Origin of the sequence: Vreelandella stevensii S18214 (assembly GCF_000275725.1) — a bacterium.
Lineage (GTDB): Bacteria > Pseudomonadota > Gammaproteobacteria > Pseudomonadales > Halomonadaceae > Vreelandella > Vreelandella stevensii.
Window position 1 is genome coordinate 17,428 of the sequence record NZ_AJTS01000033.1, and the last position, 22,452, is coordinate 39,879.

The 22,452-nt window shown below is 61.7% G+C and carries 22 protein-coding genes; 16 read left to right on the plus strand and 6 right to left on the minus strand.

Annotated elements, in window-relative coordinates:
- Positions 1-44 precede the first annotated feature (44 nt).
- Positions 45-263, plus strand: a complete 219-nt coding sequence (infA, locus tag HSS18214_RS0106550) for a translation initiation factor IF-1 (protein WP_007111068.1) — start codon at positions 45-47, stop codon at positions 261-263.
- A gap of 197 nt (positions 264-460) precedes the next feature.
- Here the strand turns inward: infA and clpA are convergent, their stop codons facing one another.
- From clpA to HSS18214_RS0106565, 3 genes are all read right to left on the minus strand, one after another.
- A complete protein-coding gene (clpA, locus tag HSS18214_RS0106555; protein ID WP_016914490.1) occupies positions 461-2,737 on the minus strand; it encodes an ATP-dependent Clp protease ATP-binding subunit ClpA in 2,277 nt (758 codons plus the stop codon).
- Positions 2,738-2,892: 155 nt separating this feature from the next.
- Complete coding sequence (gene clpS, locus HSS18214_RS0106560) at positions 2,893-3,216, minus strand: ATP-dependent Clp protease adapter ClpS (protein WP_371317426.1); 324 nt, start codon at positions 3,214-3,216, stop codon at positions 2,893-2,895.
- A gap of 281 nt (positions 3,217-3,497) precedes the next feature.
- Positions 3,498-5,732, minus strand: a complete 2,235-nt coding sequence (locus HSS18214_RS0106565) for an NADP-dependent isocitrate dehydrogenase (RefSeq protein WP_016914492.1) — start codon at positions 5,730-5,732, stop codon at positions 3,498-3,500.
- A 240-nt stretch (positions 5,733-5,972) separates the two neighbouring features.
- Between HSS18214_RS0106565 and HSS18214_RS0106570 the strand changes: the two genes are divergently transcribed.
- From HSS18214_RS0106570 to HSS18214_RS0106610, 9 genes are all read left to right on the plus strand, one after another.
- Positions 5,973-6,575, plus strand: coding sequence for a pseudouridine synthase (locus HSS18214_RS0106570; protein ID WP_026001784.1), 603 nt, complete (start codon positions 5,973-5,975; stop codon positions 6,573-6,575).
- Positions 6,572-7,018 carry an NUDIX domain-containing protein gene (locus tag HSS18214_RS0106575; RefSeq protein ID WP_016914494.1) on the plus strand — a complete coding sequence of 149 codons (447 nt, stop codon included), beginning with the start codon at positions 6,572-6,574 and terminating at the stop codon, positions 7,016-7,018. The genes HSS18214_RS0106570 and HSS18214_RS0106575 overlap by 4 nt, the downstream gene beginning before the upstream one ends.
- 73 nt (positions 7,019-7,091) lie before the next feature.
- Positions 7,092-8,249, plus strand: a complete 1,158-nt coding sequence (gene mnmA, locus HSS18214_RS0106580; protein ID WP_016914495.1) for a tRNA 2-thiouridine(34) synthase MnmA — start codon at positions 7,092-7,094, stop codon at positions 8,247-8,249.
- Positions 8,246-8,884, plus strand: a complete 639-nt coding sequence (gene hflD, locus HSS18214_RS0106585) for a high frequency lysogenization protein HflD (protein WP_016914496.1) — start codon at positions 8,246-8,248, stop codon at positions 8,882-8,884. Before mnmA ends, hflD begins: the two co-directional genes overlap by 4 nt.
- 94 nt (positions 8,885-8,978) lie before the next feature.
- On the plus strand, positions 8,979-10,364 hold the full coding sequence (gene purB, locus HSS18214_RS0106590) for an adenylosuccinate lyase (RefSeq protein WP_016914497.1): 1,386 nt from the start codon (positions 8,979-8,981) through the stop codon (positions 10,362-10,364).
- Between the two features lie 48 nt (positions 10,365-10,412).
- Positions 10,413-11,591, plus strand: coding sequence for a cupin domain-containing protein (locus HSS18214_RS0106595; RefSeq protein ID WP_016914498.1), 1,179 nt, complete (start codon positions 10,413-10,415; stop codon positions 11,589-11,591).
- 3 nt (positions 11,592-11,594) lie between these two features.
- Complete coding sequence (locus HSS18214_RS0106600; RefSeq protein WP_016914499.1) at positions 11,595-12,020, plus strand: GNAT family N-acetyltransferase; 426 nt, start codon at positions 11,595-11,597, stop codon at positions 12,018-12,020.
- 381 nt (positions 12,021-12,401) lie between these two features.
- On the plus strand, positions 12,402-14,000 hold the full coding sequence (locus HSS18214_RS0106605; RefSeq protein WP_016914500.1) for an isocitrate lyase: 1,599 nt from the start codon (positions 12,402-12,404) through the stop codon (positions 13,998-14,000).
- 259 nt (positions 14,001-14,259) lie between these two features.
- Positions 14,260-14,727: an outer membrane lipoprotein gene (locus HSS18214_RS0106610; RefSeq protein ID WP_016914501.1), complete on the plus strand. Its 468-nt coding sequence runs from the start codon at positions 14,260-14,262 to the stop codon at positions 14,725-14,727.
- Between the two features lie 176 nt (positions 14,728-14,903).
- Here HSS18214_RS0106610 and HSS18214_RS0106615 read toward each other — a convergent pair whose 3' ends face one another.
- Positions 14,904-15,185: a hypothetical protein gene (locus HSS18214_RS0106615; RefSeq protein ID WP_016914502.1), complete on the minus strand. Its 282-nt coding sequence runs from the start codon at positions 15,183-15,185 to the stop codon at positions 14,904-14,906.
- Positions 15,186-15,363: 178 nt separating this feature from the next.
- On the opposite strand from HSS18214_RS0106615, the gene HSS18214_RS0106620 reads away from it, so the two are divergent.
- The gene (locus tag HSS18214_RS0106620; protein ID WP_016914503.1) at positions 15,364-15,846 is read left to right on the plus strand and encodes an FKBP-type peptidyl-prolyl cis-trans isomerase; all 483 of its coding nucleotides are present in this window, start codon (positions 15,364-15,366) and stop codon (positions 15,844-15,846) included.
- Between the two features lie 64 nt (positions 15,847-15,910).
- Here HSS18214_RS0106620 and nikR read toward each other — a convergent pair whose 3' ends face one another.
- Positions 15,911-16,312 (minus strand): nickel-responsive transcriptional regulator NikR, encoded by a 402-nt coding sequence (nikR, locus tag HSS18214_RS0106625; protein WP_016914504.1) that lies wholly within the window; start codon positions 16,310-16,312, stop codon positions 15,911-15,913.
- A 106-nt stretch (positions 16,313-16,418) separates the two neighbouring features.
- Between nikR and HSS18214_RS0106630 the strand changes: the two genes are divergently transcribed.
- Genes HSS18214_RS0106630 through HSS18214_RS0106650 form a run of 5 tightly spaced genes read left to right on the plus strand, consistent with a single transcriptional unit; the run spans position 16,419 to position 21,226 of the window.
- Positions 16,419-17,996 (plus strand): ABC transporter substrate-binding protein, encoded by a 1,578-nt coding sequence (locus HSS18214_RS0106630; protein WP_016914505.1) that lies wholly within the window; start codon positions 16,419-16,421, stop codon positions 17,994-17,996.
- Positions 17,975-18,970, plus strand: a complete 996-nt coding sequence (locus HSS18214_RS0106635; RefSeq protein ID WP_016914506.1) for an ABC transporter permease — start codon at positions 17,975-17,977, stop codon at positions 18,968-18,970. Before HSS18214_RS0106630 ends, HSS18214_RS0106635 begins: the two co-directional genes overlap by 22 nt.
- Complete coding sequence (locus HSS18214_RS0106640; protein ID WP_016914507.1) at positions 18,967-19,764, plus strand: ABC transporter permease; 798 nt, start codon at positions 18,967-18,969, stop codon at positions 19,762-19,764. The genes HSS18214_RS0106635 and HSS18214_RS0106640 overlap by 4 nt, the downstream gene beginning before the upstream one ends.
- A 33-nt stretch (positions 19,765-19,797) precedes the next feature.
- Positions 19,798-20,619: an ATP-binding cassette domain-containing protein gene (locus HSS18214_RS17910; RefSeq protein ID WP_016914508.1), complete on the plus strand. Its 822-nt coding sequence runs from the start codon at positions 19,798-19,800 to the stop codon at positions 20,617-20,619.
- The gene (locus tag HSS18214_RS0106650) at positions 20,612-21,226 is read left to right on the plus strand and encodes an ATP-binding cassette domain-containing protein (RefSeq protein WP_016914509.1); all 615 of its coding nucleotides are present in this window, start codon (positions 20,612-20,614) and stop codon (positions 21,224-21,226) included. The genes HSS18214_RS17910 and HSS18214_RS0106650 overlap by 8 nt, the downstream gene beginning before the upstream one ends.
- Here HSS18214_RS0106650 and HSS18214_RS0106655 read toward each other — a convergent pair.
- On the minus strand, positions 21,223-22,413 hold the full coding sequence (locus tag HSS18214_RS0106655) for an MFS transporter (RefSeq protein ID WP_016914510.1): 1,191 nt from the start codon (positions 22,411-22,413) through the stop codon (positions 21,223-21,225). The two genes, HSS18214_RS0106650 and HSS18214_RS0106655, sit on opposite strands and share 4 nt — an antisense overlap.
- Between the last annotated feature and the right edge of the window lie 39 nt (positions 22,414-22,452).

Genomic DNA, 22,452 nt, shown 5'->3' on the forward strand with positions numbered 1-22,452 from the left:
TATTTGACCAACCACGACGTAAAAAAAGTGAGGATCTGCCTAATATGGCACGCGAAGATCATATTGAAATGGAAGGCGTTATTGTCGATACCCTTCCCAACACCATGTTCCGTGTTGAGCTGGAAAACGGCCATGTGGTCACTGCCCACATCTCTGGCAAGATGCGTAAAAACTACATCCGCATCCTGACCGGCGACAAGGTCAAGGTCGAACTGACGCCCTACGACCTCTCCAAAGGCCGCATCGTTTATCGCTCGCGCTAATTTCCTGCAGGCAACGCAGTTTTTTGCCTGCACCTTCTCCCCTGCCTTTCGCTGCAGGCTGTACCGCACTTGCCGTACTGCCACGGTAGCGCCGTATAGTGCCGTACTGCATCGCGCTTTAACGTAATGCGCCGCTCGCTAAAAACGACAACGCCCCGTCGAAGACAGGGCGCTGCGTGTCGTAGGAACCGCGCCCGTCAGGGCGCGTCCGCCATCTCCGTCTCGGTGGAGAGATGCAGTTCCCCCTCCTCCAGACTGACATGTACGATGCCTCCCTGCTCGGCCAACTCGCCAAACAGGATCATCTCGGCCAACGGCTTCTTGAGCTTCTCCTGAATCAAGCGAGCCATCGGACGGGCACCCATGTCCGGATCATAGCCCTTCTCTGCCAGCCAGTCGCGGGCGATATCGTCCACGTCCAGCTGCACACGCTTCTCGTCCAACTGCGCCTGTAGCTCGATCAGGAACTTGTCGACGACGTTGCGTACCACCGAGGTCGGCAAGGCATGGAACTGAATGATGCCGTCCAGGCGGTTGCGGAACTCGGGTGAGAAAGTACGGCGGATGACTTCCATGGCATCGGTGGAGTGATCCTGACTCTGGAAACCAATGGAGCGCCGTGACGCCTGTTCGGCCCCTGCGTTGGACGTCATGATCAGGATGACATGGCGGAAATCAGCTTCGCGCCCGTTATTATCGGTGAGGCGGCCGTGATCCATGACCTGCAGCAGCAGGTTGAAGACTTCAGGGTGCGCCTTTTCGATCTCATCGAGCAGCAGCACGCAGTGCGGCTGTTTGGTGACGGCCTCTGTCAACAAGCCACCCTGGTCATACCCCACGTAGCCGGGAGGTGCGCCAATCAGACGCGACACCGTATGACGCTCCATGTACTCGGACATGTCGAAGCGCACCAGCTCGATCCCCATGATGTGCGCCAGCTGCTTGGCCACTTCTGTCTTGCCCACCCCGGTCGGGCCAGCGAACAGGAAGCTGCCCACCGGTTTGTCGGGGGATTTCAGCCCGGCCCGCGACAGCTTGATGGCGGCCGACAGCGTATCGATGGCTTCGTCCTGGCCGAATACCAGCATTTTCAGGTCGCGATCCAGCTTCTCGAGCAGCTTGCGATCCGAACTCGACACGCTCTTGGGCGGTATGCGGGCAATCGACGCCACCACGGCTTCGACCTGCTCCACATCGATGGTTTTGGCGCGCACTTCCGGCGGCAGCATGCGCTGGTGCGCACCGGCCTCGTCGATGACATCAATGGCCTTGTCGGGCAGATGACGATCATTGATGTAGCGATCCGCCAGACGAGCGGCACTCTCCAGCGCACCGTCGGTGTACTTCAGCTCATGATGCTCTTCGAAGCGCGAACGCAGCCCCTTGAGAATCTTGATGGTATCTTCCACCGAGGGCGCCAGCACATCGACCTTCTGGAAGCGACGCGCCAAGGCACGGTCTTTTTCGAAGATGCCGCGGAACTCCTGGAAGGTGGTCGAACCGATGCAGCGCAGTTCGCCCGACGAGAGCAGCGGCTTCAACAGGTTGGAGGCATCCATGACGCCACCGGACGCTGCCCCTGCACCAATGACCGTGTGAATCTCATCGATGAACAGAATGGCATTGGGCTGCTTGCGAAGCTCGCCCAGCAGGCTCTTCAAACGTTTTTCGAAGTCGCCGCGGTATTTGGTACCCGCCAGCAGCGCGCCCATGTCGAGGGAATAGACGACGGCATCGGCGATCACGTCCGGTACGTCTTCTTCGACGATACGCTTGGCCAGCCCTTCAGCAATGGCCGTCTTGCCCACGCCCGCCTCACCCACCAGCAGCGGGTTGTTCTTGCGGCGCCGGGCCAGAATCTGCACGACGCGCTCGAGCTCGTGGTCACGACCGATCAGCGGGTCGATTTTGCCCTGACGCGCGTGCTCGTTGAGGTTCGTGGCATACCCGGTCAGCGGATGCGCAGCCCCTTCGGTGCCGCCCTCCTCGGCGTCTTCGTTCTCCTGAGAAGAGGGCGAAGGCGCAGGACCGTGGCCCGACACTTTGGAAATGCCGTGGGCGATGTAGTTGACGGCATCCACTCGAGCAACGCTCTGCTGCTTGAGGAAGTAGACCGCCTGGCTCTCCTGCTCGGAGAAGATCGCCACCAGCACGTTGGCGCCGCTCACTTCGCTCTTGCCCGAGGATTGGACGTGGAATACGGCACGCTGCAGCACACGCTGGAAGCCTAGCGTAGGCTGCGTTTCGCGGTCGCCCTGCCCTTCCGGGATCAGCGGCGTGGTCGAGTTGATAAAATCCTGCAGATCGGACCGCAGCTTGTCGAGGTTTGCCCCGCACGCCTTCAGCACATCGACCGCGGAGGCATTGTCCAGCAGTGCCAGGAGCAGATGTTCGACGGTCATGAATTCGTGGCGCTTCGAGCGAGCCACGGTGAAGGCCGTGTTCAGGGTCAGTTCAAGTTCTTTGCTCAGCATGGCAGTCCCCTTTTCGCTACTACCTAGGGCATGTCGCCACCTAGGGCTTGCGTCGGATCAGTTTAATCGACCGGCACTTTCAACATCGGGTACAAATGGCGTGGTTGCAAGCCCCAAGGCTACTTTTTTTCAACGCTGCATGCGGTGCAGCATGATCAATCCGCAGCCTCGATGTCGCTCATCAGCGGGTGCTCGCACTCACGGGCATACTCATTCACCTGATAACTCTTCGTTTCTGCAATGTCGCGGGTAAAAATGCCGCAGGTCGCCTTCCCTTGGGTATGCACCGCCAACATTACCTGTACGGCTTTCTCGTTATCCATATTGAAAAAGCCCTGCAGTATTTCGACGACGAATTCCATCGGCGTGTAGTCGTCGTTATGCAGTACCACCTTGTACAGAGGCGGCTGGGCCAGCGCAGGCTCGGCGGGCTGTACGGCCAGATCATCTTCGTACTCGGGCATACCAGGACGCGTCATGCCTGCATGCAGAGTCGCTGTCACGTCCAGACGTTGTGTATTAGGCATAAGTCACATGCATCATCTTCTTGCTGCTGACAGTCAGGGCCTTGGGTCACTTCAAGGACGAGGCTTTTACAGTCCAGGCTTCTACAGACTGTACACCCATGTATAAGACGCCTGCCATCAACAAGGGTTCATGAAAGGTAAAAAATTATCACACAGCAGAGAATAAAAAACCCTCGCCCGCAAGGCGGGCGAGGGGTCGATCAGCCGTTTAAGCGCGACGGCTCAGCGCATGGTCAGCCCTTGGCCACCATAGCCAGCGCGTCGTTGAGGGTCTTGCTCGGACGCATGGCCTGGCTGGCCAGCTCACCGTTGGGGTGGAAGTATCCCTGGATATCCACCGGCTGCCCCTGCACGCTGTTCAGCTCGTCGACGATGGCGCTCTCGTTGGCTTGCAGCGTCTCGGCCAGACGGCCAAACAGGGATTTCAGTTCGGCGTCCTGGTCCTGAGCGGCCAGCGCTTCTGCCCAGTACATCGCCAGGTAGAAGTGGCTGCCACGGTTATCCAGCTCGCCCACTTTACGCGATGGCGACTTGTTGCTGTCGAGGAACTTGCCGTTGGCCTCGTCCAGCGCCTTGGCCAGCAGAGACGCACGGTCGTTGCCGAAGGTGCTGCCCAGGTGCTCCAGCGAGGCAGCCAGCGCCAGGAACTCACCCAGCGAGTCCCAACGCAGATGGTTCTCTTCCAGGAACTGCTGTACGTGCTTCGGTGCAGAGCCGCCCGCGCCGGTCTCGAACAGACCGCCGCCGTTCATCAGCGGTACGATAGAGAGCATCTTGGCACTGGTGCCCAGCTCCATGATCGGGAACAGGTCGGTGAGGTAGTCGCGCAGCACGTTACCGGTGACGGAAATGGTGTCTTCGCCCTTGCGGATACGCTCCAGGGAAACCTTCATGGCATCGACCGGCGCCAGGATACGGATATCCAGACCCGCCGTGTCGTGCTCTTTCAGGTAGGCCTCGACCTTCTTGATCAGCTGCGCATCGTGAGCGCGGTTGGCGTCCAGCCAGAACAGTGCCGGAGCACCGCTGGCGCGGGCACGGGTAACGGCCAGCTTGACCCAGTCCTGAATCGGCGCGTCCTTGGTCTGGCACATGCGCCAGATATCACCGGCTTCCACGCTGTGGCTGAACAGCGTCTGGCCTGCGTCGTCGGTCACTACCACGGTACCGTCGGCCGGCATCTGGAAGGTCTTGTCGTGGGAACCGTACTCTTCGGCTTTCTGGGCCATCAGCCCCACGTTGGGCACGCTGCCCATGGTGGTGGGGTCGAATGCGCCGTGCTGCTTGCAGTCCTCGATCACCGCCTGGTAGATGGTGGCGTAGCAGCGGTCCGGGATGACTGCCTTGGCATCCTGCAGCTCGTCGTTGGCATTCCACATCTTGCCGGAATCGCGGATCATCGCTGGCATGGAAGCATCGATGATGACGTCGCTGGGCACGTGCAGGTTAGTGATGCCTTTATGGGAGTTGACCATGGCCATGGCCGGACGCTGCTGGTAGAGCGCATCCACGTCGGCCTTGATGGCCTCCTGCTGGTCGCTGGGCAGCTTCTCGATGGCGCTGTACAGGTCACCGATACCGCTGTTCGGGTTGAAGCCTGCGCTCTTCAGCGCTTCGGCATGCTTCTCCAGCACGTCCTTGTAGAACTCTTCGACCACGATGCCGAACATGATCGGGTCGGAGACCTTCATCATGGTGGCCTTCAGGTGCAGCGAGAACAGCACACCGCTCTGCTGAGCATCGCTGATCTGGCTGGCGATGAAACTGCGCAGACGGCGGCTGCTCATACTGGCAGCGTCGATGACTTCGCCTGCTTTTACCGCCAGCCCCTCTTTCAGCACGACGCTGCCGCCATCTTTCTGCTGCAGCTCGATCTTCAGCGTGCCCGCTTTTTCCATGACCGCCGACTGTTCGCTGCCGTAGAAATCGCCTTCGCTCATGTGAGCAACGTGGGATTTGGAGTCGGCGCTCCAGGCACCCATGCGATGCGGGTACTTGCGGGCATAATTCTTGACCGACTTCGGCGCACGACGGTCAGAGTTGCCTTCACGCAGCACCGGGTTGACGGCGCTGCCCTTGGCCTTGTCGTAACGCGCCTTGATGGAGGCTTCTTCGTCGTTTTTGGGCTCTTCAGGATACTCGGGCAGCGGGTAGCCCTGGCTCTGCAGCTCTTTGATGGTCGCTTTCAGCTGCGGGCCAGACGCACTGATGTTGGGCAGCTTGATGATGTTGGCTTCCGGCGTGGTGGCCAGTTGGCCCAGCTCTGCCAGGTCATCGCTGACCCGCTGTTCGTCGCTCAACACGTCCGGGAACTGCGCCAGCACACGTGCCGCCAGAGAGATATCGCGGGTTTCTACTTCGACACCGGCCGAGTCGGTGAAGGCATCAATAATCGGTAACAAGGAGTAGGTAGCGAGCGCAGGAGCTTCATCGGTGAGCGTATAAATGATCTTCGGCGTTTTAGACATTTTGCGTTAACCTCTTCTTTTCAGTCGCTGTGATTATAAAAAACCCTGAGCTACGCGGCTCATACAACGAATAGCCTTGCCGCGAAGCGGGTGGAGCATCCTGTATGCGCTGCCCCTTATGGTCACTCGGTGGTAAAACGACGCCGGTACATCTCAAACGGCTGCGCCGGAGTATACCAGCGCTGCACGGTAATCGCATGAGCGATTGTCGACAAATCAACTGACCCGCTATTCGAGACCATGAGCACGCTATATTTACTGCACAAGCCTTACCGAATGCTTTCCCAATTTACCGACCGGGAGGGCCGCGCCACCCTGGCCGATGTGATCAGCGTGCCCGGGGTCTACGCCGCAGGTCGGCTGGATTACGACTCCGAAGGCCTGCTGCTGCTCAGCGATGATGGTGCCTTGATTCACCGTATTGCCCATCCTCGCCACAAGCAGCCCAAGACCTACTGGGTACAGCTGGAAGGCCAGCTCACCGATGACGCCCTTCACGGGTTGCGCTCCGGGCTGATGCTCAAGGATGGCCCAACGCTACCCGCCAAGGCGCGGCGCATAGCGCCCCCCGACCTGCCAGAGCGAACCCCCGCCGTCGACCCCAAGCGCCACCCGGTGACCAGCTGGCTGGAGCTAACCATCAGCGAAGGCCGCAACCGCCAGGTACGCCGCATGACGGCAGAGGTAGGCTTCCCTACCCTGCGCCTGATTCGCGCGGCCATTGGCCCTTGGCGATTGGAGGGGCTGGCGCCCGGCGAGTGGCGCAAGGAGACCCTCCACGCGCCGCGTCAGGCACCGGCGAAAACGGCGCGCACCCGCCCAACTCGGAGAAAGCCGCGATGAACCGCCCGATCATTCGCAGCACGGTGGCCTGCGTGGTTCGTGAGGGGGAGCGCTTCCTGATGGTCGAAGAGAACAAGGGTGGCCCGCTGACGCTGTTCAACCAGCCCGCGGGCCATATCGAACTGGGTGAAGGCCCGATGGCCGCCATGCTGCGCGAAGTTCGGGAAGAGACCGCCTGGCACGTTTCACTCACCGGCTACCTGGGCCTCTACGTGCTGCATACCGAACAGGGCGATACCTTTCACAGCCACGGCTTCGTGGCCACGCCGCGCCACTCGCTCGGCACACCGCTGGATAACGACATCCTGGCCACCCACTGGTTGACCCGCGCCGAGATCGCCGCGCTGGCCAGCGAGCGTCGGCTGCGCAGCCCGCTGGTGCTGCAGCGTATCGACGATGCCCTGGCAGGTCGCCACTACCCGCTGGACGTGATCCGCGAGTGAAGCACTCGAAGCATCCGGCTCCCATCGTGTATAATCGCCGCCCACTTGCATACCACTTCAACAGAGGATGCCCATGACATCCACCCATGGCACCGCTACCCAGGCCACCCCCGACACCGCCGCTCACGCCACTGGCAAGGTCATCGTGGGCATGTCAGGAGGCGTCGATTCATCCGTCTCGGCTCTGCTGCTGCTTCAGCAGGGGTACGAAGTCGAAGGCCTGTTCATGAAGAACTGGGATGAAGACGACGGCACCGAATACTGCACTGCCAAGGAAGACCTGGCCGACGCAGAAGCGGTCTGTGCCAAGCTGGGCATCAAACTGCATACGGCCAACTTCGCCGCCGAATATTGGGACAACGTGTTCGAGCATTTCCTGGCCGAATACAAGGCGGGGCGCACTCCCAATCCGGACATCCTGTGTAACCGGGAAATCAAGTTCAAGGTGTTCCTGGAGTACGCCGAAATGCTCGGCGCCGACAAGATCGCGACCGGCCACTACGTGCGCCAGGGCGAGCGCGCAGGTCGACCACGGCTGCTCAAGGGGTTGGATGCCAACAAGGATCAGAGCTATTTCCTGTATGCCGTACCTGAAGCGGCCATTGCGCGTACGCTGTTTCCCGTCGGCGAGCTGGAGAAACCCGCCGTGCGCGCCCTGGCCGAACAACACGACCTGGTGACGGCCAGGAAAAAGGACTCCACCGGTATCTGCTTCATCGGTGAGCGTCGCTTTCGTGATTTCCTGCAGCAGTACCTGCCCGCTCAGCCAGGCACCATCGAAACACCGGAAGGCGATGTGATTGGCCAACATATGGGGTTGATGTACTACACCCTCGGCCAGCGCCAGGGCCTGGGAATTGGTGGACTAGCCAACTACCCCGAAGACCCCTGGTACGTGGCAGGCAAGGACCTGACGCGCAACGTGCTGATCGCCGTGCAAGGTAAGCAGCACGCCCTGCTGTATACCAATGCTCTGGCCACCGAAGCGATGGACTGGGTAGCAGGCGAGCCACCTGCCCAGCAGGGCCGGTTTACCGCCAAGACGCGCTACCGCCAGAGCGACTGCCCCTGCGAGATCCGCGCCCAGGCCGACGGCAGCGTCGAAGTCATCTTCGATGACCCGCAGTGGGCCGTGACGCCCGGCCAATCGCTGGTGCTCTACGACAACGACATCTGTCTGGGCGGCGGCGTAATTCGCGCCACCTGGAACACTACGGAGGCCGCGGCATGAGCGCCACCCCCATTCATCGTGCTCCCGACTCTCCGGCAGCGCGCCAGGCCTTGGCTCTGGCCGGGGTCTTTCAGGCCGCCAGCCTGGTGGACGAACTGGCCCGCACCGGGCAGGTAGACACCCGCGCCTGGGACACGCTGATCCATGCCACGGTGGATACCAACCCCGAAAGCTTCGAGGCCATTTACGGCGGCCACCCCAACAACCTGCGCCGGGGGCTCGACACGCTGGAAGCCCTGGTAGGCCGCAAGCAGGCCAACCCGGTGGTGCTGCGCTACGGCTTTTCGCTGCTGCTGTTGATGAACAAGCTGCGGAACGACACGGCCATGATGGACCTGCTGGGCCAGAAACTCTCCCACGTGCAGGGGCAGGCAGAGCACTTCGGCACGACCCACGAAAACGTGATTGCAAGCCTGGGGGAAACCTATCAGGAAACCCTCTCCACGCTAAAGACCCGCATCGTGGTACAGGGTGACCCCTCGCTTTTGCAGACCCGCATGATGCCCGAACGCGTACGCGCCTGCCTCATGGCCGGTATCCGCTTTGCGCTGCTGTGGCACCAGCAGGGCGGCCGACGCTGGAAACTGGTGTTTCAGCGCAAGGCCTTGCGCCGCGCTCTAGATGAGCTGGGCTAGACAAACGCTGCCTCGCCAGCCTGACGCCCCCGACCACTGATGTTCGACCACCGACTCTCGATCACTGACTCTCGACCAACCTGGAAACCAAGCCATGCAACTCTCAGCCTTGACCGCTCTTTCCCCTGTTGACGGCCGCTACGGCGCCAAAGCCGCAGCGCTGCGTGAACACTTCAGCGAATTCGGTTTGATCCGTGCCCGCGTGATCGTGGAAGTGCGCTGGCTGCAGCGCCTTGCAGAGCACAGCCAGATCGTCGAAGTACCGCCGCTTTCGGCAGCCGCCACGGCCTTCCTGGAGCAGTTGATTCGTGAGTTTTCAGTGGCCGATGCCGAACGCATCAAGGAGATCGAGCGCACCACCAATCACGACGTTAAGGCGGTCGAATACTTCCTCAAGGAGAAGATTGCCGACCAGGCCGAGCTGCATGCGGTCACCGAATTCATCCACTTTGCCTGCACCTCCGAGGACATCAACAACCTCTCCTACGGGGTCATGCTGGCCGATGGCTTGAAAGCCATGCTGCCTACCCTGCATGAAGTGGCCGATGAAATCGGCAAGCTGGCCATCGCCCACGCTGGCCAGCCCATGCTGTCGCGCACCCACGGTCAGACGGCGAGCCCCACCACCCTGGGCAAGGAAATGGCCAACGTGGCCTACCGCCTCAAGCGCCAGCTCAAACAGATCGAAAGCGTCGAAATTCTAGGCAAGATCAACGGCGCCGTGGGCAACTACAACGCTCACCTGACCACCTACCCGGATATCGACTGGGAAGCCAATGCGCGCACGTTCGTGGAAGGGCTGGGACTGAGCTTCAACCCCTACACCACACAGATCGAACCCCACGACTACATTGCCGAGCTGTTCGACTCCCTGTGCCGCTACAACACCATCCTGATCGATTTCGATCGTGACGTATGGGGCTACATTTCGTTGGGCTACTTCAAGCAGCGCACCGTCGAGGGCGAAATCGGCTCCTCCACCATGCCGCACAAGGTCAACCCCATCGACTTCGAAAACTCCGAAGGCAACCTGGGCCTGGCCAATGCCATCCTCAGCCATCTGGCCCAGAAACTGCCGATCTCCCGCTGGCAGCGCGACCTGACCGACTCCACGGTGCTGCGCAACCTCGGCGTCGGCCTGGCTTACGGCTTGATTGGCTACCACGCCAGCCTGAAAGGCATCAGCAAGCTGGAAGCCAACCCGGCCAGACTCGCCGAAGACCTGGACAACAGCTGGGAAGTGCTGGCCGAACCCATTCAGACCGTCATGCGTCGTTACGGCATCGAGAAGCCCTACGAGAAGCTCAAGGAGCTGACCCGCGGCAAGCAGATCGACCAGGCAGGCTTTGCAGCCTTCATCGACACCCTGGCACTGCCCGACGACGTGAAACAGGAGCTGAAGTCTCTTTCGCCCGCCAGCTATATTGGTAATGCGAAGGCGCAGGCCGAAGCCCTTCCGCAACGGCTAGCGGCCCTATAAACGCGCGCCGTTTCGATCCGTGCCGCTCACTCACTTCAGGATAACGCCATGAGTCATCACGATAAGCCACTCACCCTGCTGGGTGATTTAACACCCGCCGACTTTTTGGCCCACTACTGGCAGCAGAAGCCCCTGCTGATTCGTGGCGCTATCCCGGACTTCGTCAGCCCCATCGACCCGGATGAGCTGGCAGGCCTGGCCTGCGAGCCGGGCGTGGAAGCGCGGCTGGTGGAAGAGAACGGCCCTGACGGCCCCTGGCAGGTATCCCACGGTCCCTTCGATGACGCTACCTTCGAGCGCCTCCCCGAAGGCCACTGGAGCCTGCTGGTGCAAGCCGTCGACCACTACGTGCCCTCCATTGCTGCGCTGATGGACGAGTTCGACTTCCTGCCCCGCTGGCGTCTGGACGATATCATGGTGAGCTACGCGCCCCCCGGCGGCAGCGTCGGCCCGCACATCGACCAGTACGATGTGTTCCTGCTGCAGGCCCGCGGCCATCGCCGCTGGCAGCTGGGCGGCAAGCAGCCGGACAACGTGCCGATCGTGCAGGGCATCGACCTGCGTATTCTGGAAACCTTCGAGATCGAACCCGACTCCGATTGGACCCTGGCACCGGGCGACATGCTCTACCTGCCGCCGGGCTGGGCGCATCACGGGGTCAGCCAGACCGACGACTGCATGACCATTTCAGTGGGTTTTCGTGCTCCCTCGGCCGACGAAGCCATCACCTCCTACGCCGACTACGTGGGCGAGCAGATGTCGGAATCCCAGCGTTACAGCGACGCGGGCATGGCACCGGCCCAGCATCAGGGCGAACTGGACGACGCCGCCATCGAGCGTATGCGTCAGTTCATCCTCTCGACGCTGGACAAACCGGAGCAGATGGCCCAGTGGTTTGGCCGCGTCATGACTCAGCCCAAGTACGTCGACCAGCTGATGCCACTGGACGAGCCGCTGGACGAGGCCGCGCTTGTTGCTCAGCTACAACAGGGCGAGCCGCTGTTCCATATGCCCGGTTCGCGCTTTGCCTGGCGCAGCGATGCCGCCGGCACCACGCTGTTCGTGGATGGCGACGGGCACGCCTGCTCGGAAGCGCTGGCCAAGCGGGTCGCCGACCCGGAGCCCATGTACGACGAGGTGCTGGAACTGGACGGTGCGGCAGCGCTGCTTACGCAGCTGATCAATAGCGGCAGCCTGGGCTTCATGGGTGAAGACGACGAGGAGTAAGGCGTGAACACAGCCACCACCGTGCAACAAGGCGACTGGCGTGAACTGGGCGACGCGGCGTCGTTGATTCGCCGCGTGGTCTTCATCGATGAGCAGCAGGTTCCTCAGGAAGAGGAGTGGGATGGCCGGGATGGCGAATGCCTGCACTTCCTCGCCACGCTGAATGACGAGCCGGTGGGTACCGCGCGCCTGCTGCCCGACGGCCATATTGGTCGCGTAGCGGTGTTGAGCAGTGCACGAGGCACTGGCATTGGCTATCGACTCATGGAGGCTGCCATCGCCGCTGCCCGCGAAGCAGGCCATCGCCACGCGGCCCTCAGCGCCCAGCTACACGCCCTCGCCTTCTATGAGCGTTTAGGTTTCGTAGCCCATGGCGAGGTCTTCATGGATGCCGGCATCCCCCACCGCGAGATGACCCTGGTGCTGTAACCCGCCATCAGGCCATCGAACACGCGTTATAGCGCCGCTGAGACAGCGGCGCTTTTTTTTACGTCCAACAGGCGAAAAACGACTACACAAACAGGGCGTTCGACGTAGTCGATGTCGTCGGACTACAACGCCCCCTGCCCCGAAGTGACAATTGTTGAATGCAGCTTCCTGACCGATAGTTATTGCACTGCAGCGACATTGCTTCTCAGCTCTTACGCCATGTCGCTGTATGACGCCAAGCGCCGAGGCACGACGTTTTACTGAGAGACGATTGGCCTAGAGACAGCGCCGCAAAATTGCACAATGCTGAACGCTATCTCGCAGGTGCAGCATAACAACAAGCTAGCCTGCGAACGACGATAACCCTGGAGGAATCAGCTCATGTCAGGACTGCTCGACGATATCAAAGCCATGGCCCAACTGCGCGAAGCCCAAGGCGGCAAGTGGTCAGCGATCAAACCTGAATACGCCGCTCGGATGCGTGCCCAGAACCGCTTCCATACTGGCCTGGACATTGCTCGTTACACCGCCAAGATCATGCGTGACGACATGGCCGCCTACGATGCCGACACCTCCCAGTACACCCAATCGCTGGGTTGCTGGCACGGCTTTATCGGCCAGCAGAAGCTGATTTCCATCAAGAAGCATTTTGGCACCACCAAGCGTCGCTACCTGTACCTTTCAGGCTGGATGGTGGCAGCCCTGCGCTCCGAGTTTGGCCCGCTGCCTGACCAGTCCATGCATGAGAAAACCTCGGTGGCCAACCTGATCGAGGAACTCTACACCTTCCTCAAGCAGGCCGATGCTTGGGAACTCAACCACCTGTTCCGTGCGCTGGACGACGCCAAGGAAGCAGGCGACAGCGCCAAAGAAAAAGAGCTGATCAGCAAGATCGACAACTACGAAACCCATATCGTGCCGATCATTGCCGACATCGATGCCGGGTTTGGTAACGCCGAAGCCACGTACCTGCTGGCCAAAAAATTCATCCAGGCGGGTGCCTGCTGTATCCAGCTCGAAAACCAGGTATCCGACGAGAAGCAGTGTGGTCACCAGGATGGCAAGGTCACCGTGCCCCATGAAGACTTCCTGGCCAAGATCAACGCCGTGCGCTACGCCTTTCTGGAGCTGGGCGTCGAAGATGGCGTCATCGTCGCCCGTACCGACTCGCTGGGCGCTGGTTTGACCCAGAAGATCGCCGTCACCAATGAGCCAGGCGACCTGGGCGACCAGTACAACAGCTTCCTGGATGGCGATGTCATCGAGAACGCCTCGGACATCAACAACGGCGACGTAGTCATCAAGCAGAACGGCAAGCTGGTCAAGCCCAAGCGTTTGGCTTCTGGCCTCTACCAGTTCAAGCCAGGCACCGGCGAAGACCGCGTGATCCTGGACTGTATCACCAGCCTGCAAAACGGTGCCGACCTGCTGTGGATCGAAACCGAGAAGCCCCATGTCGGCCAGATCGCCAGCATGGTGAACCGCATCCGCGAGGTCGTGCCGGACGCCAAGCTGGTGTACAACAACTCACCCTCCTTCAACTGGACGCTGAACTTCCGCCAGCAGGTCTTCGATGCTTGGGAGAAAGAGGGCAAGGACGTATCGGCCTACCAGCGCGACAAGCTGATGAGCGTCGAATACGACAACACCGAGCTGGGGCAACTGGCCGATGAGTGGACGCGCAACTTCCAGCGTGACGGGGCGCGCGAAGCGGGTATCTTCCACCACCTGATCACCCTGCCCACCTACCACACGGCGGCGCTGTCTACTGACAACCTGGCCAAGGGCTACTTCGGTGACGAAGGCATGCTGGCCTACGTGGCAGGCGTCCAGCGTCAGGAAATTCGCCAGGGTATTGCCACGGTCAAGCACCAGGACATGGCGGGCTCCAACATCGGCGACGATCACAAGGAGTTCTTCCATGGTGAGGCCGCACTAAAAGCTGGCGGCAAGGACAACACCATGAACCAGTTTGGCTAAGCACATAGCCACTGCAACGCACCAAGGGGAGCCACGGCTCCCCTTGGTGTTTTTTGCAGCGTGCTTCATGACCTGTCGATTTTTTGCACACTGCTTTCTTAATGCCTGTCTACACTCTACTTTGTGACCTTTTTTCCAAACGGCTGGTCAAAAACGTACGCTTTGGTTATCTTTTAGCGAACGCCGTTCTATAATGAGACGCACGCATTGATTTGCGGACGTTCACAGCCAGATGGGCTGATTCTTACTGGAGGTTTGAATGAAACGTTTACTACCCGTTGCAGCGCTGAGCATCCTGGCACTGGCTGGCTGCGCCAACACATCCACCTACTCGGGCGATGTGTACCGCGGCAACCAGGCGCAGACGGGCCAAAGCGTCAGCTATGGCACCATCGTGGCCGTTCGTCCGGTACAGATTCAGGCCGATAGCCGCACCGGCAACCTGCTGGGCGGTGGCGGCGGCGCCGTGATTGGCGGCCTGCTGGGCAGCCAGGTAGGCGGCGGTTCAGGCCGTCAGCTGGCCACCGTGGCAGGTGCACTGGGCGGTGCCGTCGCCGGCACGGCGGCAGAAGACAGCGTCAACCGCGTCAATGCACTGGAAATGGAAGTGCGTCGTGACGACGGTACCGATGTGGTCGTCGTTCAGCGTGCCGACCGTCAGTTCCAGGCTGGCCAGCGTGTGCGCCTGATTGGCAGCGGCGCCAACCTGAGCGTTGCCCCCTACTGATCGATCGTTGTATCGGCGCTGGTCACAGCTGACCAGCGCCTGCAAAAGCACGGTCTCGAAAAAAGCCCGTCCACCAGAGTGGACGGGCTTTTTCATGTCTGCTTCAAGCCATGCCTGATTAACGGGTGGCGGGGTACACACAAACCACCCATTCGGCAAACCTGGTTTCGACAGAGTTAGTGGGTCACCTTGTTGCTGGCCCAGTTAGCCAGCTTGTAAACGACAAACCCGATCAGCGCCAGCAACAGAGCCACCAGCAGAATATCGACCGGACGCACCAGTGTGGTGGCCCCCAGGATAGCGATGGCCGCTACCCACAAGTGGCGGTTCTCGCCATGGGTCTTCAAAACACCGGGCAACAGCTTGTCCAGCCCTTGGCTAAAGCCATTGTCCCAACGCTTGTTGGCAAAGTAGGCGATCAGCACGAAGGCCACCACCCAAATCAGGAAAACAGTCATATCAAGCTCCGATCACACTTCGTTAACTTATGGAAAAAAGGTGAGAGTAGGGTATCGCTGGTCACTGTCGGGCGCAATAGTGCCAAAGGCGTGGGGGTTAAAAACCTGGCTTACCCCCTGACAAGCCAGCCCACACGCGTTACCATGTTGGGACATGCACTCACCGAAAGGTTATTCAATGCAAATTGCGCAAAACTCGGTTGTCGCGTTTCACTACACCCTGACCAACGATGCAGGTGAAGTGCTGGACAGTTCCGAAGGCCGTGAGCCGCTTACCTACCTCCACGGCGCCGGTAACATCATTCCAGGCTTGGAAAAAGAGCTGGAAGGCCGCGCCGCTGGTGACAAACTGAACGTCAAGGTTGCCCCTGCCGAGGGTTACGGCGAAGTTCAGGAACAGCTGATGCAGGAAGTTCCTCGCGATGCCTTCCAGGGCGTCGAGAGCATCGAGCCGGGCATGCAGTTCCAGGCCCAGACCCAGGGCGGCCCGCTGATGGTCACCGTCACGAAAGTGGAAGGTGACACTGTGGTCGTGGATGGCAACCATCCGCTGGCAGGTCAGCACCTGAACTTCGACGTTGAGATTGCTACCGTTCGTGAAGCAAGCGAAGAAGAAGTTCAGCACGGACACGTGCACGGCGAAGGCGGCGTTCAGCACTGAGCGTAAGTCATCGTCATCAAGGCGGCCCGCGGGCCGCCTTTTTTGTGCGTGGCCGTTCGTGCCGCTATTCGCCGGGAATCAACACCAGCTGCCCATGGCGTACGCTGCGTGACGAGGTCACTTCGTCAGCAAACTGCTTGAGCGCACTCCCCTGCCCTTTGAGCAGCGCCACTTCCAGGCAGCTGTCATGGTTGATATGCACATGCAGCGTCGACAGCGTGAGGTCGTGGTGGTCGTGGGAGTGCCTGGTCAGCCGTTTGGAAAGCTCTCGCGCCGCATGGTCGTAGACATACACCAAAGCCCCCATGCACGGGGCATCCGGCGCGACCTCTTCCTTGGCCTGAGTCAGCCCGCTGCGGGTCAGGTCTCGAATGGCCTCGGAACGGTTCTGATAGCCACGCTGCTGCATCAAGGCATCCACCTCGCGCAGTAGTTCTTCATCCAGCGTCACGGTAATACGTTGCATACCTTCTCCTTTGCTCACCCGAGCGTTGAATGGGCCTGTTGACTACCCGTCGCACGAGTATGATGTTATTGTCAAAACATCATACTCATTCGTCACAGGGTGCCCCATGCGTCGTTCGATACTACTGACCATTGCCAGCACATGCCTGGCGTTCAGCGCTCCCGCGCTGGCCAAAGAGCAGTTGGTGCTTGCCATCGGCGGCGAGCCAGACCAGGGATTCGACCCACTGCTGGGCTGGGGGCAATACGGTAGCCCGCTGTTTCAGTCCACGCTGCTCACCCGTGGCCAGGATTTTACCCCTCAGGCGGGGTTGGCCACCGAATGGTCCCTGTCGGACGACCAGTTGACCTGGACACTGCATCTGCGCGAGGACGTGCGGTTTGCCGATGACACGCCGCTCACCGCCCGGGATGTGGCATACACCTTCAATGCCGCCGCCACGGCAGGGGGCCGAGCCGACCTCAGCGCGCTGGCACATGCCGACGCCGTGAATGACCACACCGTCACGCTTACCCTGAAAGCCCCCCGTATCACTTTCATCGACCAGCTGATGACCCTGGGCATTGTACCTGATGCCGAGCGGGAAAATGGCCATCATGCGGGCTATGGCCGCCAGCCGCTGGGTTCTGGCCCCTACCGCATGGTGGAGTGGCAGGAAGGTGAACAGCTGATCGTCGAGCGTAACCCCTATTTTTACGGCCCTGCTCCGGCCTTCGAGCGTCTGGTATTTCTGTTTACCGATGAGGCAGGCACGCTAAGCGCCGCCCAGGCAGGTCAGCTCGATCTGGCCGTCATTCCCCAGGCGCTGGCCAGCACCATGCCGGGCCAAATGCAGCAGGTCCTGATGGAGAGCGTCGATAATCGCGGGATTCTGTTTCCCATGCAGCCCGATAGCGGGGAGCGCGCCGCCAACGGTGCCCCGATTGGCAACGATGTCACGTCCGACCTGGCCATTCGCCAGGCCATCAACCTGGCGCTATCCCGCGACACGCTGGTGGACGTGGCCCTGAACGGCTTTGGCCGCCCATCGTATGGCCCTGCCGATGGCCTGCCCTGGGGGCACCCCGATGAAACCATCGATTTCGACCTGGAGCAGGCCAATGCCCTGCTGGAGGAAGCAGGCTGGCTGCGCGCAGACGATGGCCTGCGCTACAAGGACGGGCAGCCTGCTCTCTTCCGGCTCACCTACCCGGCCAGTGATACGACTCGCCAGCAGCTCGCGCAAATCAGCGCAGAGATGGTGCGCCCGCTGGGAATCGAGATGCAGCCCACCGGCCGCCATTGGGATGAAATACAGCGGGAAGCTCTGCACCAGGATGCCATCGTGTTTGGCTTTGGCAGCCATAGCCCGCAAGAGATCTACTATCTCTTCCACAGCGAACACGCCGGGTTTGGCTTCTACAACAGCGGCTTTTACACCAATGAGCGCGTCGACCAGCACCTGGAGGCCGCCCAGGCCGCCGCCAGCGCCCAAGAAGCCAACCCACACTGGCAAGCAGCCCAGTGGGATGGCAGCACCGGCTATGGCCTGCAGGGCGATGCCAGCTGGGCCTGGATGGTCAACCTGACCCATGTCTATGCCGCTGACCCGTGCCTGAACGTTGGCGAGCTGGGCGTGGCCCCCCATGGGCACGGCTGGCCGATTACCGCCAACCTGCTCGAGTGGCGCTGGACGTGCCACTAGCCCGCTGGCTGCTATTGAGAAGCCTGCGTCTGGGGCTGGTCATGCTGTGCGTGGCCGGTCTCGCCTTCGGCCTGATGATGCTCTCGCCCATCGACCCCATCGACGCCTACCTGGGCCCGCAGATGGCCCAGGTAAGCCCCGAGCAGCGCGCCCTGATCGCCGCACAGTGGGGCTTCGATGAACCGGCAGCCGTGCAGTTCGGCCAGTGGCTGCGTCAACTGGCCAGCGGCGAGCTGGGCTGGAGCCATGTGTACCAACAGCCGGTAGGTGACGTCATCAGCCTGCGCTTTCAGCGCTCGTTCTGGCTGCTGTTCAGTGCCTGGCTGCTGTCACTGGTGCTGGGCGTGGCATTGGGTATCGTGGCAGGCAGCCGGGAAGGCTCGCTGCTCGACCGCTTGATCAGCGGTTACGCCTTGGTGACCGCCTCGACGCCCACTTTCTGGCTGGCCATTCTGGCACTGCTGCTGTTTTCGGTGACCCTGGGCTGGACCCCCACCTGCTGCGCAGGCCCCACGGGGGTGGTCAGCCGCGATGTCACGTTCGCCACCCGTCTGCACCACCTGGTGCTGCCGGTGACCACCCTGGCGCTATTGAGCATGGCCATCATCACTTTGCACACCCGCGCCAGAATGGTGGCCTTCATGCGCTCCGACACGGCGCTACACGCCTTTGCCCAGGGCGCTAGTCGTACCGACATCGCCTGGCGGCACGGGCTGCGCCACGCCAGCCTCCCGGCCATCACCTTGGCCTTTGCCTCGCTGGGCGAGCTGTTTGGCGGCTCCATTCTGGTGGAGCAGGTCTTCGCCTACCCGGGGCTGGGCCAGGCCACCGTAGCGGCGGGGCTGCGCAGCGATGTTCCCCTGCTGCTGGCCATCGCCCTGTTCACCGCGCTGTTCGTGAGCATCGGCAACCTGACCGCCGATGCCCTGGCACGGGTGACCGACCCGCGCATCCGTCTGGCACACAGCCCATGAGCGCACAGCCACGCCTGGCCGCCGCCGTTTATCTGGTGCTCTTCAGTGCCCTGCTGATGCTGCTGTTGAGCAGCCGTTTGTGGCTGGGTGACAGCCCCCAGCAGATGCAGTTCGAGGCACGTTTACAGCCACCCAGCCTGCTCCACTGGTTCGGCACCGATGCCTTGGGCCGAGAGCTATGGGCGCGAACCCTGGCGGGGCTGGCGCTGAGTTTTTGGGTCGGTTTGAGCGCGGCCCTGCTGGGCACGGCCATCGCCCTGCTGCTGGCCAGCCTGGCCGCGCTATCGAACACCCTGGATGCGCTGGTGTCGCTGCTGATTGATACGCTGCTCAGCGTGCCCCACCTCATTTTACTGCTGCTCATCGCCTTTGCGCTGGGCGGGGGTACCCAGGCCGTGATCATCGCCGTGGCCATTACCCACTGGCCTGGCCTGGCGCGGGTGTTTCGCGCCGAGCTGTTCAGCCTGCGCGAGGCCGAGTACGTGGCGCTCTCGAAAGGCTTTGGCAAAGGGCCGGGGTACATCGTCGCCCAGCACTTCGTGCCCCACCTTTGGCCCCACTGCGTAGTGGGTGCGTTACTGCTGTTTCCCCACGCCATTCTGCACGAAGCGGCTCTGACCTTTCTCGGCGTCGGCCTGGACCCCAACCAGCCCGCCATCGGCGTGCTGCTGGCCGACGCCATGCGCTATCTCAGCGGCGGCTATTGGTGGCTGGGCGTGTTTCCGGGGCTAGGACTGCTGCTGATGGTGCTGGCCATTCAACGGCTGGCCACACAGCTGCGCCAGGCCCTGTAAGGCCAGCGTTTTCAACCATCAAGGGAGCCAAACATGCTGGAGATCACCGAATGGAGCCTGAGCCTGCCCCACTACCCCCGCTGGTGGAAGCGCGAGTGGTCACCCGTGATCGAATCGCTTTCGCTGGACATTCAGGCGGGGGAAGTACACGCCCTGGTCGGCGCGTCCGGATCCGGCAAAAGCCTGCTGGCCCACGCCCTGCTGGGCCTGCTGCCGCCCGCAGCACGGCAGCACGGCACTCTGACCTTCCAGGGCGACCTCTTGACGCCCGAGCGCCAGCGCCAGCTGCGTGGCCGTGAACTGGCACTGATTCCACAGACCCTGAACGCCCTGGACCCCTTGGCACGCAGCCAGCACCAGATACGCTGGGCTGCTCGCCGCGCAGGCCTTTCCCGCGTCAGCGCTCAAGCACGCAGCCACGACCTGCTGCAGCACTACCAGCTCGCCCATGCAGCGCGGCGCTACCCCCATGAGCTTTCCGGTGGCATGGCCAGGCGGGTGCTGGTGGCCATGGCCCAAGCCGGCCATGCCCGCGTGGTGATTGCCGACGAGCCCAGCGTCGGGCTGGATCCGGCCCAGCGGGATCGCGTGCTGGCTACCCTGCAGGCACTGGCCAAAGAGGGCAAAGCTGTCCTGCTGATCACCCATGACCTGCGCCATGCCTTGCCCATTGCCCACCGGGTAACCATCATGCGCCAGGGGCGCGCCGTGGAAACGACCTCGGCCCGGGCCTTCCATGGCCAAGGGGAGCAGCTGCACAGCGCCTATGCCAAAGCACTGTGGCAAGCGCTGCCCGACAACGCCTTCGGCACCTTACCCATCCAGCCTCATGTTCAGGAGCCCAGCCTTGCTTGAAGCCCACCAGCTCACCTTCGGGTTTGGCCGCGAGCCACCGCTGTTCCAGGCGCTGTCGATGGCGCTGGCACGGGGCGAGTGGGTCGGTTTGAGCGGTGCTTCCGGGGCAGGCAAGTCGACGCTGGGCAGGGTACTGGCAGGCCACTGGGCACCACGTCACGGCTTTTTGCACATCGATGGAAAGCCCTTGGCATCACGGGGCCTACGCCCTGTGCAGTGGCTGCCTCAATCGCCGGAACGGGCGATCAATCCGCGCTGGCGGGTGGCACGATTATTGGAAGAGGCCTGGACACCGCCACAGGCGCTGAGGGAAGCGTTCGGTATTCAGTCCGCGTGGCTGAAGCGTTTTCCGGGGGAGCTGTCCGGGGGCGAGCTGCAGCGGGTGTGCGTGCTACGCGCCCTGGCCCCGGGTGTGCGCTATCTGATCGCCGATGAGATTTCGACGATGCTGGATCCACTGACCCAACTCAGCCTGTGGCAAGCCGTGAAGGCCCACGCCGAACGCCAGGCGCTGGGCGTGCTGGTCATCAGCCACGACACGGCGCTCTTGAATCGGCTTTGTACCCGGCACCTGCACCTGGCCGACGGACAGCTAAGGAGCGACTAAGCGCTGGCCAGGCGACGCTCGACGCGCCGCATACCCAGCGCAATCATCAGGGTCACGGCCAGCAGTAGCCAGGACCCTACGGCCACCCCCTGCCACTGCGCCCAACGCCAGAACGGCTCCAGCCAGAAGCCCCCGATGCTTGCCCCAAGGTAGTAAAACACCAGATACAGTGCCGACGCACTGCCCCTGGCGCCCTGGGCGTAGCGCCCCACCCAGCTGGAAGCCAGCGAGTGGGCCAGAAAGAAGCCAAACGCATTGATGGTCAACCCTACCAGAATCCCCACCAGCGACTCCGCCAGGGTAATGGCCGTACCCAGCATCAGAATGACGATGCCCATGCCAATGCAGCTGGCGGGAGACAAACGCCCGGCCAATTTGCCGGAGACCGTCGAGCCCAGAGTACCGCCCAGGTAAGTGAGGAAGATCAGCCCCAACCCGCTGGCCGCCAAGTGATACGGCGCCTCTGCCAGGCGGAAAGTGATGTAGCTGTACTGATTGATGAAAATGAGAAAATTGATACCGCCCAGACAGTAAGCTGCCAGCAGCGAAGGCGTGCGCAGGTGGCCTGCCAGATCACTCAGCGCCTGGCGTAGTTCGAACCGCTTGGGCTGGAAGGCCCGGCTATTGGGCAGCAGCCGCCAGAACAGCACGCAGCCGATGATCGTCATGGCGCCCACGGCCAGAAACGCAGCGCTTGGGCCACCCACTGCCGACGCTCCCCCGCCAACGATGCGGCCGCTGATGCCCCCCAGCGAATTGGCCCCGATATAGAGCCCCACGGCGCTCAGCAGGGCGGGCTTGTCGAACTCATCGCCCATCCAGGCAATGGCCACGGCGGGCAGCCCGCCCAGCACGAAGCCCTGCAGCAAGCGCAGCAGCAGCAGACTTTCAAAGGTGGGCGCGAAGGCCAGCGCCAGCGAGAGGCCACCCGCCAACAGCAGCGTAAAGCGCATGATCGCTTCACGGCCAATGGCATCGGAAAGCGGCCCAAAGACCAGCAGCGCCAGTGCCAACGACAAGGTAGAAGCCGACATCAGCAGGCTGATGCCCAGGGTAGAAACGCCGTATGCCTCTTTTAACTCGGGCAGCAGCGGCTGCGGGGCATACAGGTTGATGAATACCAGAAAAGAGCCGAGGCAGAGTGCTGCCGTCGCGCGCCACCAGGCGCGCGTTTTCGCTTCAATCATGCCATGTCCATGGTTAATTGGCGCGATGCCCCCCAGTGC